Source organism: Thauera sp., from assembly GCF_034003485.1.
GTDB lineage: Bacteria > Pseudomonadota > Gammaproteobacteria > Burkholderiales > Rhodocyclaceae > Thauera.
Map to the genome: position 1 here is coordinate 17,592 of NZ_JAVEYL010000023.1, position 15,404 is coordinate 32,995.

The 15,404-nt window shown below is 68.2% G+C and carries 12 protein-coding genes; 10 read left to right on the forward strand and 2 right to left on the reverse strand.

The window, feature by feature from the left end; all coding sequences use genetic code 11:
- The first annotated feature begins 181 nt into the window (after positions 1–181).
- From RBT54_RS13275 to RBT54_RS13300, 6 genes are all read left to right on the forward strand, one after another.
- Positions 182–3,793: an indolepyruvate ferredoxin oxidoreductase family protein gene (locus RBT54_RS13275; RefSeq protein WP_413788452.1), complete on the forward strand. Its 3,612-nt coding sequence runs from the start codon at positions 182–184 to the stop codon at positions 3,791–3,793.
- Positions 3,794–4,012: 219 nt separating this feature from the next.
- Positions 4,013–5,062: a Glu/Leu/Phe/Val dehydrogenase dimerization domain-containing protein gene (locus RBT54_RS13280; protein ID WP_320367548.1), complete on the forward strand. Its 1,050-nt coding sequence runs from the start codon at positions 4,013–4,015 to the stop codon at positions 5,060–5,062.
- 482 nt (positions 5,063–5,544) lie between these two features.
- Entirely contained in the window at positions 5,545–6,642 is a 1,098-nt protein-coding gene (coxB, locus tag RBT54_RS13285; protein ID WP_413788453.1) for a cytochrome c oxidase subunit II, read from the forward strand.
- Between the two features lie 3 nt (positions 6,643–6,645).
- On the forward strand, positions 6,646–8,244 hold the full coding sequence (ctaD, locus tag RBT54_RS13290) for a cytochrome c oxidase subunit I (protein WP_320367550.1): 1,599 nt from the start codon (positions 6,646–6,648) through the stop codon (positions 8,242–8,244).
- A gap of 25 nt (positions 8,245–8,269) precedes the next feature.
- On the forward strand, positions 8,270–8,797 hold the full coding sequence (locus RBT54_RS13295) for a cytochrome c oxidase assembly protein (RefSeq protein ID WP_320367551.1): 528 nt from the start codon (positions 8,270–8,272) through the stop codon (positions 8,795–8,797).
- Between the two features lie 55 nt (positions 8,798–8,852).
- Entirely contained in the window at positions 8,853–9,737 is an 885-nt protein-coding gene (locus tag RBT54_RS13300) for a cytochrome c oxidase subunit 3 (protein WP_320367552.1), read from the forward strand.
- 24 nt (positions 9,738–9,761) lie between these two features.
- On the opposite strand, the gene RBT54_RS13305 is transcribed toward RBT54_RS13300, so the two are convergent.
- On the reverse strand, positions 9,762–9,971 hold the full coding sequence (locus tag RBT54_RS13305; protein WP_320367553.1) for a DUF2909 domain-containing protein: 210 nt from the start codon (positions 9,969–9,971) through the stop codon (positions 9,762–9,764).
- 30 nt (positions 9,972–10,001) lie between these two features.
- Here RBT54_RS13305 and RBT54_RS13310 point away from each other — a divergent pair, with 30 nt between their 5' ends.
- From RBT54_RS13310 to cyoE, 4 genes are all read left to right on the forward strand, one after another.
- A complete protein-coding gene (locus RBT54_RS13310; RefSeq protein WP_320367554.1) occupies positions 10,002–10,811 on the forward strand; it encodes an SURF1 family protein in 810 nt (269 codons plus the stop codon).
- A complete protein-coding gene (locus RBT54_RS13315) occupies positions 10,798–11,325 on the forward strand; it encodes a hypothetical protein (RefSeq protein WP_320367555.1) in 528 nt (175 codons plus the stop codon). The genes RBT54_RS13310 and RBT54_RS13315 overlap by 14 nt, the downstream gene beginning before the upstream one ends.
- Positions 11,326–11,335: 10 nt before the next feature.
- Entirely contained in the window at positions 11,336–12,493 is a 1,158-nt protein-coding gene (locus RBT54_RS13320; RefSeq protein WP_320367556.1) for a COX15/CtaA family protein, read from the forward strand.
- Positions 12,494–12,557: 64 nt separating this feature from the next.
- Positions 12,558–13,490, forward strand: a complete 933-nt coding sequence (cyoE, locus tag RBT54_RS13325) for a heme o synthase (RefSeq protein WP_320367557.1) — start codon at positions 12,558–12,560, stop codon at positions 13,488–13,490.
- Between the two features lie 6 nt (positions 13,491–13,496).
- On the opposite strand, the gene recQ is transcribed toward cyoE, so the two are convergent.
- Positions 13,497–15,401: a DNA helicase RecQ gene (recQ, locus tag RBT54_RS13330; protein WP_320367558.1), complete on the reverse strand. Its 1,905-nt coding sequence runs from the start codon at positions 15,399–15,401 to the stop codon at positions 13,497–13,499.
- Positions 15,402–15,404: the final 3 nt, after the last annotated feature.

The following is a 15,404-nucleotide window of genomic DNA, read 5'->3' on the forward strand; positions in this document are numbered from 1 at the left end:
TCTCGACACGCAATTGCGAAAAATATTTTCTGCGCTGGCGCCTAGCATTGCGTCCCGTAGTCGCTGCAGTCCGCGTCCGGCGGCCAGCGCCCCGACCCACATCCAGAGGAGACCACGCCGACCCGCCGGCAGCCCGCGCCAACCGCGCTGCGCATGCCGACAGGCGGCGGTTCACACCACCATGTCGAACACCCTGAAATCCGCCAGTCTCGACGACAAATACACCCTCAAGTCCGGCCGCGCCTGGATGACCGGCATCCAGGCCCTGGTGCGCCTGCCGATGATGCAGAAGCTGCGCGACGAAGCCGCGGGCCTCAACACCGCCGGCTTCGTCACCGGCTACCGCGGCTCGCCGCTCGGCAACGTCGACCAGGAATTCTGGAAGGCGAAGAAATTCCTCGAGCCGATGCAGATCCGCTTCCATGCCGGTCTCAACGAAGACCTCGCGGCGACCTCGGTGTGGGGCACGCAGCAGGTCACGCTCGACCCCAGCGCCAGGTACGACGGCGTGTTCTCGATCTGGTACGGCAAGGGCCCGGGCGTCGATCGCACCGGCGACGTGTTCCGCCACGCCAACGCCGCCGGCACCTCGAGGCACGGCGGCGTGCTGGTGATCGCCGGCGACGACCACGCCGCCAAGTCCTCGACCCTGCCGCACCAGACCGAGCACGTTTTCAAGGCGCTGATGATGCCGGTGCTGGCCCCGGCGGGCATCCAGGAATACCTCGAATACGGCCTGCACGGCTTCGCGCTGTCGCGCTACTCGGGCTGCTGGGTGGCGTTCAAGGCGCTCACTGACACGGTGGAGACGTCCTCGTCGGTGGAGGTCGATCCGTTCGCGGTGCAGACCCTGATCCCGTCGGCGGCGGACTTTCCGCTGCCGGAAGATGGGCTGAACCTGCGCTGGCCCGACCCGCCGCTGGTGCAGGAAAAGCGCCTGCTGCACCACAAGCTCTACGCCGCGCTCGCCTATTGCCGCCTGAACAAGCTCAACCGCACCATCATCGACAGCCCGAACGCCAGGCTCGGCATCATCACCAGCGGCAAGAGCTATCTCGACGTGCGCCAGGCGCTCGACGACCTCGGCATCGACGAGGCCACCGCGTCCGCGATCGGCCTGCGCCTGTACAAGGTCGGCATGGTGTGGCCGCTCGAGGCCGAAAGCGTGCGCCAGTTCGCCGAAGGCCTGGACGAGATCCTGGTCATCGAGGAGAAGCGCCAGTTCCTCGAGTACCAGTTGAAGGAAGAGCTCTACAACTGGAAGGACGCGGTGCGCCCGCGTGTGATCGGCAAGTTCGACGAGAAGGGGGAGTGGGCCTCCCCAGCCGAAGGCTGGTCCAACACTCCGCACAGTGAATGGCTGCTGCCGGCCGCCGGCGAGCTGACTCCGGCGATGATCGCGCGTGCCATCGCCGGCCGCATCGCGCGCTTCTACACGTCCGACCGCATCAAGGCGCGGCTGGCCTTCATCGAGGCCAAGGAGGCGGCGCTCGCCAGGCCACGCCTGTCGATTGCGCGCGTGCCGCACTACTGCTCGGGCTGCCCGCACAACACCTCGACCAAGGTCCCGGAAGGCTCGCGCGCGATCGCCGGCATCGGCTGCCACTACATGGCGACCTGGCTGTCGCCCGAGCACACCCAGACCTTCTGCCAGATGGGCGGCGAAGGCGTGCCGTGGATCGGCCAGGCGCCCTTCACCGATACCCCGCACGTGTTCGCCAACCTCGGCGACGGCACCTACATGCACTCGGGCATCCTCGCCATCCGCGCGGCAGTGGCGGCGAAGGTGAACATCACCTACAAGATCCTCTACAACGACGCGGTGGCGATGACCGGCGGCCAGCCGCACGACGGCACGCTGTCGGTGCCGATCATCGCCCGCCAGTTGCTCGCCGAGGGCGTGGGCACCGTGGTCGTGGTCAATGACGGCACCTCGCGCGCCTACGGTCCGGCCGACCTGCCGCATGGCGTCGGCGTGCGCCACCGCGACGAGCTCGATGCGGTGCAGCGCGAGCTGCGCACCGCACCGGCGGTCACCGCGATCATCTACGACCAGACCTGCGCCGCCGAGAAGCGCCGCCGCCGCAAGCGCGGCACCTTCCCCGACCCGGCCAAGCGTGTGGTGATCAACGACCTGGTGTGCGAGGGCTGCGGCGACTGCAGCGACAAGTCGAACTGCATGTCGGTGGGTGCGGTGGAGACCGAGTTCGGCCGCAAGCGCTTCATCGACCAGTCCTCGTGCAACAAGGACTATTCCTGCGTGAAGGGCTTCTGCCCGAGCTTCGTCACCGTCGAAGGCGGCAAGCTGCGCAAGGGCAAGGCGAGCGGAGCGCTCGGCCGTCTGGCCGGGGAACTGCCCGAGCCGCAACTGCCCGACACCGCCGCACCCTGGGGCATCCTCATCACCGGCGTCGGCGGCACCGGCGTGGTGACCATCGGCGCGCTGCTCGGCATGGCCGCGCACCTGGAAGGCAAGGGCATCTCGGTGCTCGACATGGCGGGCCTGGCACAGAAAGGCGGTGCGGTGTGGTCGCATGTGCGCATCGCCGACCGCCCCGAGCAGCTCCACGCCGCCCGCGTCGCCGCCGGCGAGGCCAATGCGGTGATCGGTTGCGACCTGGTGGTCGCTGCCAGCGACGAGTCGCTCGCCAAGATGCAGCGCGGCCTCACCCGCGTCCTCATCAACCGCGACCAGACCAACACCAGCGAGTTCGTGCGCGGCTTTGCCGCCCAGGCGCGCAGCGGCAACGTCGGCGCCAACCCGGACCCGCAGTTCCCGGCGCGCTCGATGGAGGCGCAGATCGTCGACGCGGTCGGCGCGGACAAGGCCGAGTTCCTCGACGCCACCCGCATCGCCACCGACCTCCTCGGCGACTCGATCGCCACCAACCTGTTCATGCTCGGCTACGCCTGGCAGCGCGGGCTGGTGCCGCTGTCGTGGCAGGCGATCGAGCGCGCGATCGAGATCAACGGCGCCGCGGTCGAGGCCAACAAGGCCGCCTTCCTGTGGGGCCGGCGCGCCGCGGTGGACCTGAAGGCGGTGATCGAGGCGGCCAAGCCGCAGTTCGGCACGCCGGAACATCACAAGCTATCGACCAGCGTCGACGAGGTCATCGCCCGCCGCAAGGCCCAGCTCACCGACTACCAGGACGCCGCCTACGCCGAGCGCTACGCCAGGCTGGTCGAGCGCGTGCGCGCCGCCGAGGGCAGGGTCGCGCCCGGCATCACCCTGCTCACCGAGGCGGTGGCGCGCGGTTACCACAAGCTGCTCGCCTACAAGGACGAGTACGAGGTGGCGCGGCTGTACACCGACAGCGACTTCATCAAGCGCGTCGACGAGCAGTTCGAGGGCGACTACAAGCTCGTCTTCCACCTCGCCCCGCCCACGCTGGCCGACAAGGACCCGCAGAGCGGCGAGCTGAAGAAGAAGGAATATGGCCCGTGGATGCTGAAGGCGATGCGCGTGCTGGCGAAGTTCCGCCACCCGCGCGGCTCGATGCTCGATCCGTTTGCGCGCAGCCACGACCGCAAGCTCGACCGCGAACTGATCGCCGACTACGAACGCATCGTCGACGAGATCCTGGTCAATCTCGACCTGACCAACCATGAGGCGGCGATCGAGCTGGCGTCCATCCCCGACCAGATCCGCGGCTTCGGCCACGTCCGCGAGCGTTACCTGACCAGCGCCCGTGCGCGTCAGGCGGCGCTGCTCGAGGACTTCCGTCACCGTCGCCCGCCGAGTGCGCCGGTGGCGACCAAGGCGCGCAAGACGATCGCGATCATCCCCGGGTAAAAAATCACAGGGGTCAGACTCGATCGATCCGTCGATTCCAAACGAGTCTGCCCCCGATTGATCGCCAACCCATCGGTCCGTGGGAGCGGGCTTGCCCGCGAATTTTGCAGCGGGTACCCCGCATTCGCGGGCAAGCCTGCTCCCACGGAAGAACAGCCCGCCAGCCATGAGCTGGGTCGGGCGCAATCAACCACGTTCCCACAAGGAAGGAGACACAACATGGCCGTATTTTCCCTGAGCGACTTTGCCGACCACGAGCAGGTGGTCTTCGTCAGCGATGACAAGAGCGGACTGAAGGCGATCATCGCCGTCCACAATTCCAATCTCGGCCCCGCGCTCGGTGGCTGCCGCATGTGGCCGTATGCCAGCGAGGACGAGGCGATCCGCGACGTGCTGCGCCTGTCGCGCGGCATGACCTACAAGTCGGCGATGGCCAAGCTCAAGCTCGGCGGCGGCAAGTCGGTGATCATCGGCAATCCGCGCACGCACAAGACGCCCGAGCTGCTCGCCGCGTTCGCCCGCGCGCTCGAACAACTGAACGGGCGCTACATCGCCGCCGAGGACTCCGGCACCAGCGTCGCCGACATGAAATACATGGCGCGGTTCACCCGGCATGTGGCCGGCATCCACGACAAGCCTTCGGATGCGGGCACGCGCAGCGGCGACCCCTCGCCGGCGACTGCCTACGGCACCTTCATCGGCATCAAGGCCGCGGTGAAGGAGCGCCTCGGGCGTGACTCGCTCGAAGGCCTGCGCGTGGCTGTTCAGGGCGTGGGCAACGTCGGCTTCGACCTCGCCCGCCAGTTGAAGGAAGCCGGTGTGCAATTGTGGGTGACCGACATCCACCGCGAGCCGCTCGTCCAGGCTGGCAAGGAGCTCGGCGCCACCGTGGTCGCGCCGGATGAGATCTTCGGCCTTGACGTCGATGTCTTCGCCCCGTGCGCGCTCGGCGCCATCCTCAACGACACCACCATCCCGCAACTGAGGGCGAAGATCGTCGCCGGCGCGGCCAACAACCAGCTCGCCGAAGCGCGCCACGGCGTCGAGCTGATGAAGCGCGGCATCCTGTACGCGCCCGATTACGTGATCAACGCTGGCGGCATCGTCGACGTGTATCACGAGCGCATAGGGTTCGATCGCGCGGTGTTGCTCAAGCACATCGAGGGCATCCACGACAACCTGATGGAAGTCTTCGAGCGCGCGCGTGAGGAGGAGCGTCCCACCGGAGAGGTGGCCGACGCGATCGCCGAGGAGCGTTTCAAGCGCTGAGCAGGGCAGGGGGACGTAACCTGCGAAGTACGGCGGGAGGGGGGGCTGGGCGTGGCGGTGCGTCGTCACGGCACGCTTCGCGGGCAAGCCCGCTCCCACAGCTACACCCGGTCCTACAGCTACACCCGCTCCCGGTGCGGCGCGTGGGGCAGCAGCCTGTGGGAGCGGCCTGGGCCGCGAATGCGAATGGCTTGTGCGTTCGTTCGCATCATTCCTTGCCTTTCTGTGCCTGAGGTTTATATTGAATCTAAAGTTCGGCCCGTCGTGGCCATTGCAGTCGAGGTAGCGAGCGGCGGGCGGCAGCACCTCTCCAATCCCCCGTATCCGTTCTCGCACACTCACAGGGAGCAACCAGACCTTCAGTCGCGTTTCTGCGGCGGCAGTACACCCATAACGATAAGAGGGGGTCGGCAGTGAGACACCATTCATCCGGGTCGAGGCAAGCGAGGACGTTTCTGTATCACCCCCTGGCCGCGGCGACACTGCTCGCGGCCAGCCTGCCGGCGGGCGCCCAGGAACAGCGCTTCAACATGACGCGCGGCGCCACCGAGATCAGCCAGCAGGTGTTCGACCTGCACATGACGATCTTCTACATCTGCGTCGCGATCGCTGCGATCGTGTTCGGCCTGATGTTCTGGTCCATCGTGCGCCACCGCAAGTCCAGGGGCGTGGTGCCGGCGCAGTTCCACGGCAGCATGAAGATCGAGCTCGTGTGGACCGCGATCCCGGTGCTGATCCTGGTGGCGATGGCGGTGCCGGCCACGCGTACGCTGATCGCGATGGAAGACGCCTCGGCGTCCGAGCTCACCGTGCTGGTCACCGGCTCGCAGTGGAAGTGGCACTACAAGTACCTCGACTACCCGATCGAGTTCTACTCCGTGCTCGCCACGCCACGCGCACAGATCGCCAACGAAGCGGAGAAGGACCCCGACTACCTGATGGCGGTGGACAAGCCGCTGGTGCTGCCCACCGGCAAGAAGGTGCGCTTCCTGCTCACCGCCGACGACGTGATCCACTCCTGGTGGGTGCCCGACTTCGCGATCAAGAAGGACGCCGTGCCCGGCTTCATCAACGAGACGTGGACGCGGGTCGACAAGCCGGGGCTGTATTACGGCAAGTGTGCCGAGCTGTGCGGCCGCGACCACGGCTTCATGCCGGTGGCGGTCGACGTGAAGTCGCCCGAGGAATTCGAGGCGTGGACGGTGGCGCAGGTGGCCGCCGCCGAGCAGGCCAAGGCGGAGGCCGCGACCGCCGGCCCGATGGCGATGGACGAGCTGATGGCGCTCGGCCAGAAGGTCTACGACAGCGCCTGCGTCGCCTGCCATCAGGCGAACGGCGAAGGGCTGGCGGGTGTGTTCCCGGGCCTGAAGGGCAGCGCGATCGCGGTGGGCGAGCCCGCCGCGCACATCCACATCGTGCTCTTCGGCAAGGCCGGCACCGCGATGCAGGCCTTCGGCAAGCAGTTGAGCGCGAAGGAACTCGCCGCGGTGATCACCTACGAGCGCAACGCCTGGGGCAACGCCAAGGGCGACATGGTGCAGCCGGCCGACGTTGCGGCCGCGATCGAGAAGGGGGAGTAAGCGATGAGCACCCAGATCACCGGCACCCTGGACGCACCCGGGCACCTCGACCACGACCACAAGCCGCGCGGCCTCGCGCGCTGGCTGTTCAGCACCAATCACAAGGACATCGGCACGCTCTACCTGCTGTTCTCGCTGACCATGCTGTTCATCGGCGGCAGCCTGGCGATGGTGATCCGCGCCGAGCTGTTCCAGCCCGGGCTGCAGTTCGTCGATCCGCACTTCTTCAACCAGATGACCACGGTGCATGGCCTGGTGATGGTGTTCGGCGCGGTGATGCCGGCCTTCGTCGGCCTGGCCAACTGGATGATCCCGCTGATGATCGGCGCGCCCGACATGGCGCTGCCGCGGGTCAACAACTGGAGCTTCTGGATCCTGCCGTGCGCGTTCACGATCCTGCTGTCCACGCTGTTCATGGAAGGCGGCGCGCCGGCGGCCGGGTGGACCTTCTACGCGCCGCTGTCGACCACCTACAGCGGCGACTCCACCGCCTTCTTCGTGCTCGCGGTGCACCTGATGGGGGTGTCCTCGATCATGGGCGCGATCAACGTCATCGTCACCATCTGGAACATGCGCGCGCCCGGCATGACCTGGATGAAGATGCCGCTCTTCGTGTGGACCTGGCTGATCACCGCCTTCCTGCTCATCGCGGTGATGCCGGTGCTCGCCGGCGTGGTCACCATGGTGCTCACCGACAAGTACTTCGGCACCAGCTTCTTCGATGCCGCGGGCGGCGGCGACCCGGTGATGTTCCAGCACATCTTCTGGTTCTTCGGCCATCCGGAGGTGTACATCATGATCCTCCCGGCCTTCGGCATCGTCTCCAGCATCATCCCCACCTTCGCGCGCAAGCCGCTGTTCGGCTACGAGTCGATGGTGGTCGCCACCGCCAGCATCGCCTTCCTGTCCTTCATCGTCTGGGGCCACCACATGTTCACCACCGGCATGCCGGTGGTCGCCGAGATCTTCTTCATGTACGCCACCATGCTGATCGCCGTGCCCACCGGGGTGAAGGTGTTCAACTGGGTGGCGACGATGTGGCGCGGCTCGATGACCTTCGAGGTGCCGATGATGTTCTCGCTCGCCTTCATCGTGCTGTTCACGATCGGCGGCTTCTCCGGTCTGATGCTGGCGATCATCCCGGCCGACTTCCAGTACCAGGACACCTACTTCGTCGTCGCCCATTTCCACTACGTGCTGGTGACCGGCGCGGTGTTCGGCATCATCGCCGCGGTGTACTACTGGATCCCGAAGTGGACCGGCGTGATGTACAACGAGCGCCTCGCCCAGGTGCATTTCTGGTGCTCGCTGATCTCGGTGAACATGCTGTTCTTCCCGATGCACTTCGTCGGTCTCGCCGGCATGCCGCGCCGCATCCCCGACTACGCGCTGCAGTTCGCCGACCTCAACGCCTTCATGAGCATCGGCGGCTTCCTGTTCGGCCTGTCGCAGTTGCTGTTCGTGTGGGGCGTGGTGCGCTGCATGCGCGGCATCGGCGAGCGGGCCACCGACCAGGTGTGGGAAGGCGCGCAGGGGCTGGAGTGGGAAGTGCCGTCGCCCGCGCCCTACCACACCTTCGACACCCCGCCGGTGGTGAAGTGAGCCGGCGACAGAGGGAGGGCGCGAGATGTCGGTGCACCGGAGTCTGATCAACAAGTTGCTGATCGCGTGCGTCGCGATGTTCGCCTTCGGCTTCGCGCTGGTGCCGCTGTACGACGTGTTCTGCGACATCACCGGCATCAACGGCAAGACCGACAAGGTCGCCGCCGCGGCGCCCGATCGCATCGACCGCGGGCGCCAGATCACCGTCGAGTTCCTCGCCACCCATGACCCCGCGGTGGCGGTGGATTTTGCGCCCGAGACCGCGCGCATACAGCTCAACCCCGGCGACCTGCAGGTGGTCTCCTTCGTGGTCGAGAACCGCACGGGCGAGCCGATCGTCACCACCGCCGTGCCCTCGGTGTCGCCCGGCGAGGCCGCGCGCCACTTCATGAAGATCGAATGCTTCTGTTTCCAGGAACAGCCGCTGGCGCCGGGCGAGCGCAAGGTCATGCCGGTGCAGTTCTACGTCGATCCGGAACTGCCGGCGCGCTTCAAGACGATGACCTTGTCTTACCGCCTGTATCGCAGCGTCGGCCAGACCGCGAGCCGCTGAAGCCACGTGGCCCGGGCGCTCGCCGCGCCCGGGTTCGCAGCAAGGGAGGGGCAACATGACGACGACCACGCATCAGAAGTACTACGTGCCGCACGACAGCGCCTGGCCGATCGTCGGCGCGCTTGCCCTGCTGCTGATCGGCTACGGCGCGGCGCTGTGGCTCAGCCAGCTCGACCAGCCCGATGGGCGCATTGGGCCCTGGGTGCTCGCCGCGGGCGTGGCGCTGCTGGTGGTGACGCTGTTCGGCTGGTTCGGCAAGGTCATCGACGAATCCCAGCGCGGCCTCTACAGCGCGCAGCTCGACCGCTCGTTCCGCCAGTGCATGAGCTGGTTCATCTTCTCCGAGGTCATGTTCTTCCTCGTCTTCTTCGGCGCGCTGTTCTATGCGCGCATGGTGTCGGTGCCGTGGCTCGACGGCGCCAGCAACAATGCGATGACCGCCGAGATCCTGTGGCCCGACTTCGAGGCCGCCTGGCCGCTGCTCAAGACCCCCGGCGGCACCGAGACCCAGGCCATGCCGTGGTCGGGCCTGCCGCTGTGGAACACGCTGATCCTGCTCGCCTCATCGGTGACGCTGCAGATCGCGCACGTGGCGATCGAGCAGGGCAAGCGCCTGCAGCTCAAGCTTTTCCTCGCGATCACCGTGCTGCTCGGGGTGACCTTCCTGTTCCTGCAGGGCTACGAGTACATGCACGCCTACGACGATCTCGGGCTGCGCCTGGATTCGGGCGTGTATGGCAACACCTTCTACCTGCTCACCGGCTTTCACGGCCTGCACGTGACCATCGGCGCGCTGATCCTGCTGGTGATGCTGCTGCGCATCGTGATCAAGGACCACTTCACCGCCGAGCACCACTTCGGCTTCCAGGCCGCGGCCTGGTACTGGCACTTCGTGGACGTGGTGTGGCTGAACCTCTTCATCTTTGTCTACGTGCTGTGAGGCAGGCGTGATGCGGGCAGGTGTTCAATACGGACGGGCGTTGGGGGTGATCACCCCGGTGGCGAGCAGCACCAGCAGCAGCGCCACCACCGCGACCGAGAACGCCAGCCGGCGGCCGAGGTGTTTCGACATCCGGGTCGTGCCGTCGCCGCCCTTGAGCATGACGAACAGCGCCTGGAACAGGCTGACGATGACCAGCACGAGCAGCACCACGATGACGAGCTTGACGGCCATGAACGTTCTCCGGCGGGAGGGTGGCGAGGGATGGCGATGAAGCTTAGCGCGTTCGGGCACCGCTGGGTGCTGCGCTGGCGGTGGGTGCTCGCGGTGCTTGCGGTCGCCGCCGTGCCGGCGGGGCTGTCGGCGTGGCAGTGGCAGCGCGGCGCGGAAAAGGAGGCGACGCTGGCGCGCATCGCGCAGTGGGAGCGCGAGGGGGCTGTCGGTCTCGCCCGGCTCGCGGAGCTGGCCGCTGCTGCAGTGCGCCCGCCGATGGCGAGCGTCGATGGCGTGCAGCTCGACTTCGCGGCGCGCTGGATCGCGCCCATGGTGTGGCTGGTGGATAACCGCATCGTCGACCGCCAGCCCGGTTACGACGTGGTGATCGCGGTGGAAGACATCGCCGACGTGCGCGCTGCGGGCAGCAGCGGCGCGGCGCCGCGGGCGGCGCTGGTCAATCTGGGCTGGATCGCGGCCGAAGGCGGGCGCGACGCGCTGCCGGTGCCGGCGATCCCGCCGCGGCTGCGCGTGCAGGGCATCTTCCGCACCGACGTCACCGGCCTCTTGCTCGGCGCCAATGTCGAGGACCACGGCCACTGGCCGATACGCATCCAGCAGCCCGACCCGGCGCAGCTCGCGGCCTGGCTGGCGGTGCCGCTTGCGCCGGGGCTGATCCAGCAGCAGCAGGCTTCGCCCTTCCACATCCACTACCGGCCGGTGGTGCTGCCGCCCGAGCGCCACCGCGGCTACGCGCTGCAGTGGGGGCTGATCGCGCTCGCGGTGATCGGCGTCGCGCTCGCGGCCAGTGCGCGTCGGCTGCCGACCGAATCGGGAGAGATCGCCCATGAGCAGTCGTAAATTCCTCGCGCTGTTCCTGCTCTGTGCGCTGGTGCCGCTGGCGGCGGCGTGGGCGAGCCTGCGTTTTGGCTGGTTCTCCGCGGCGCCGACCGTCAACCACGGCGAGTGGCTGTCGCAGGAGCTGCGCCTGCTGCCCGCGCCCGAGCACGGCGGCGGGCAGTGGCATCTGGTCTATGTGCCTGCGCTCGAGGGCGAGCTTGCCGAGCGTAGCGAGCAGGCGCTGTTGATCCTGCAGCAGCTGCACGTCGGCCTCGGTCGCAAGCAGACACGGGTGCAGGCCCTGGTGCTGGCGGCGGAGAACCCGGCCGCGCGCGTACGCTTCCCCCATGTCGAATGGCAGGCCGCGCAGGTCAGCGATGCCACGCTCCAGGGCCGCATCGTGCTGGTCGACCCGCGCGGCCTGGCCCTGCTGCGCTATGCCGTCGAGCCGGGGCCGGAGCAGGCCCAGCGCGTGGCGGGCGACATCCGCAGCGACCTGCTGCGGCTGATGAACTACGACCGCAGCGGCGTCTGAGGAGGTGGCGATGACACGCGCACGCTGGCTGGTGACTGCGACCCTGGTGCTCGCGCTGGCGGTGATCGCGCTCGGCGCCTACACCCGGCTCACCGACGCCGGCCTGGGCTGTCCGGACTGGCCGGGCTGCTACGGCCGGCTCACGCCGCCGGTGCACGACACCCACATCGCCGAGGCCCAGGCGCGCTTCCCCGACGCCCAGGTCGACCCCTTCAAGGCGCGCAACGAGATGGTGCACCGCTACCTCGCCGGCCTGCTCGGGCTGTGCGTGCTGGCCATCTTCGTGGTCTCGCGCCGCCTGCCGCGTGGGCGTGGGCTGGCCGCGGCGCTGCTCGCGCTGGTGGTGTTTCAGGCCGCGCTCGGCATGTGGACGGTGACGATGAACCTGCTGCCGATGGTGGTGGTTGCCCACCTCTTTGGTGGTTTTGCCCTGCTGGCGCTGCTCGCGTTGCTGCGCTGCGAGCTCGGTCGCGACCCTGGTGGCGCTGATGTGCCCGCGCTGACCGGGCCCCTCGAGCCGCGCCTCGCCGGCCTGCTGGCGCTGGCCTGGCTGGCCCTCGCCGTGCTTCTTGCGCAGATCGCGCTCGGCGGCTGGACCTCGGCCAACTACGCGGCAGCGGTGTGCTACCAGCTGCCCTTCTGTGAAAGCGGGTGGACCGCGCAGTTCTCGCTGCGCGCCGCCTTCAGCCTGCCGCTCGGGCACGAGAGCTACGAGTTCGGCGTGCTGCCCTATGAGGCACGCATGAGCATCCACGTGCTGCACCGCATCGGTGCCCTGGTCGCCACCGGCGTGCTCGCCAGCCTGGCGCTGCTGTGCTGGCGGCAGGCGGTCGGTGCGCGCGTGCGCCGGCTTGCGGTGGGCGTCGGCGTGCTGCTCGCGCTGCAGGTGACGCTCGGGCTGATCAACGTGCTCGGCCAGGTGCCGCTCTTCAACGCGGTCGCCCACAACCTCACCGCCGCCTGCCTGCTCGCCACGCTGGTGGTGCTGATCCGGCAGATGCATGCGTCGGCCGGGCAGACCTTTCGTTCAGAGCAGCGCACCAATCCGGCTGCTCGGCTGACGTTCCCGGCGGATCCGGGCATGGGCGCCGACCGTGGGAGCGGGCTTGCCCGCGAATGGGCGGATTCGGAGCCGCTGTCTTCGCGGGCAAGCTCGCTCCCACGATAACGCGCAGCCGGGGCGGCCTTGGCTGCGCATGGTGGACGCATCAACGACAACAGGGGAGACGAACATGGACGGCTACAAGCGGATTCCGACGGCGGCGGGCAGCATGGTCGATGCGCTCGCGCTTGGCCGTGCCTTCTGGCAGCTCACCAAACCGCGGGTGGTCGCGCTGCTGGTGCTGACCGCCTGGGTGGGCATGATGCTCGCGAGCGATGGCCTGCCCGACCTCGCCCTGATGGCGGTCGCTAGCCTGGGTATCGCGATGGTGTCGGGTGCGGCGGCGGCCTTCAACCACGTGCTGGACCAGAAGATCGACGCTCGCATGGCGCGCACCCGGATGCGTCCGCTGCCCACCGGGCGCCTGAGCAACGGGCAGGCGGTGAGCTTCGCATTCGCGCTCGCCGCCGCCGGCTTCGTGCTGCTGCTGGTTGCGGTCAATGCGCTCACTGCAGTACTGACGCTGGCCGGCCTGTTCGGCTATGCGGTGGTCTATACCGTGTTCCTGAAGCGCGCCACGCCCCAGAACATCGTCATCGGCGGGGTGGCCGGCGCGCTGCCGCCGGTGCTCGGGTGGACGGCGATGACCGGGACCGTGGGCGCCGAGGCCCTGCTGCTGATGATGATCATCTTCACCTGGACGCCGCCGCACTTCTGGGCGCTCGCCATCCACCGCGTCGACGACTACCGCCGCGCAGGCCTGCCGATGCTGCCGGTCACCCACGGCATCGAATTCACCCGCACCCTGGTGCTGCTGTACACCGTGCTGCTGCTCGCGGTGTGCCTGCTGCCGTACCTGGTGGGGATGAGCGGGCTGCTCTACCTGGCGGGCAGCCTGGTGCTGAACCTGCAGTTCCTGCACCACGCCTGGCGGCTCAAGTTCGCCCCACGCGCCGACACGGCGATCCGCACTTTCCGCTTCTCGATCACCCACCTGATGCTGCTGTTCCTGCTGCTGCTGGTCGACCACTACCTGAAGTTCGGGCCGGGCGCGCTCCTCTGATCGGGCTCACCCCGCTTCGGCGACCAGCTCGAGAATCGCCTCACCGTAGGCTTCGAGCTTGCGGTCGCCGACGCCGCTGATGCCGGCGAGCTCGGCCAGCGTGTGGGGGCGGGCGATGGCGATCTCGCGCAGGGTCGCGTCCTGGAACACCACGTAGGCGGGTACGTTGCGTTCCTTGGCGGTGGCAAAGCGCCAGGCGCGCAGGCGGTCGAAGAGCGTGGTGGGGATGCCGTCGGGGATCTCGAGGGCGGCGGCGCTGCGGCGCTTGCTTCGGTTGCGGCTGCGTTCGCGCTCGAGGCGCAGGTGAAACTCGGCCTCGCCGCGCAGCAGCGGGCGGGCGGCGTCGGTCAGGCGCAGGGCGTTGTAGCGCTCGTGGTCGACCGCGATGAATTCCCGCGCCACCAGTTGGCGGAAGATTGTGCGCCAGCGTTTCTCGTCGAGCTCGCTGCCGATGCCGAAGGTGGTGATGTCCTGGTGGTTGCGCTCGATCACCTTTTCGGTGAGTTCGCCGCGCAGCACGTCGATGAGGTGTCCGGCGCCGTAGCGCTGGCCGGTGCGATAGACGCAGCTCAAGGCCTTGCGCGCGACCTCGGTGGCGTCCCAGGTTTGCGGCGGGTGCAGGCAGTTGTCGCAGTTGCCGCAGGGCAACGAGTCCTCACCGAAATAGGTGAGCAGGTGCTGGCGGCGGCAGTTGGTGGCTTCGACCAGGCCGACCAGCACCTCGAGCCGGTTGCGCGCCAGGCGCTTGAACTCCTCGCTGGCCTCGGACTCGTCGATCATGCGCCGCTGCTGCACCACGTCCTGCGCACCCCAGGCCATCCACGCCTGCGCCGGCAGGCCGTCGCGCCCGGCGCGGCCGGTCTCCTGGTAGTAGCCCTCGATCGAGCGCGGCAGGTCGAGGTGCGCGACGAAGCGCACGTCGGGCTTGTCGATGCCCATGCCGAAGGCGATCGTCGCCACCATGATCAGGCCGTCTTCGCGCAAGAAGCGCGTCTGGTGCTCGGCGCGCATCTCCTGCGTCATGCCGGCGTGGTAGGGCAGGGCGTTGAGCCCCTGCTCCTGCAGCCAGGCGGCGGTCTCCTCGACCTTGCGTCGCGACAGGCAATAGATGATGCCGGCCTGGTCGGGGCATTCCTCGCGGATGAAGGCGAGCAACTGGCGGCGCGGGTCGTCCTTGTCGACGATGGTGTAGCGGATGTTGGGGCGGTCGAAGCTGGCGACGAAGCGGCGCGCGTGGGTGAGCTTGAGGCGCTCGGCGATCTCTTCGCGCGTCTGGCGGTCGGCGGTGGCGGTGAGCGCGATGCGCGGAATCGACGGGTAGCGCTCGGGCAAAATCGAGAGCTGCAGGTATTCCGGGCGGAAGTCGTGGCCCCACTGCGACACGCAGTGCGCCTCGTCGATGGCGAACAGGGCCAGGCGGTCGGTGTCGCGCAGGTGGTCGAGCTGGTCGAGAAAGCGCGGCGTCATCAGGCGCTCGGGGGCGACGTAGAGCAGGTCGAGCTCGCCGGCGTAGAGCGCGCGCTCGACCGCGCGCGCGCGGTCGGCGTCGAGGCTGGAGTTGAGGAAGGCGGCGTTGACGCCGGCTTCGACCAGCGCGCTCACCTGGTCCTGCATCAGCGCGATCAGGGGCGAGACCACGATTGCCGTGCCCTGGCGCAGCAGCGCCGGGATCTGGTAGCACAGCGACTTGCCGCCGCCGGTGGGCATCAGCACCAGGGCGTCGCCGCCGCTGGCGACGTGCTCGACGACCTGCTGCTGTTCGCCGCGGAAGACGGGGTAACCGAAGACGTGCTCGAGCACGCGGTGTGCGGCAGCGGTAAGTGATTCGCCGTTCCGGGCGATGAAGGTGCCGCCCGTCTGCGTTGAAGAGGTGGCGAGCGGAGAGGTGGAGTCGGCGGGCATGGCGCGCATTTT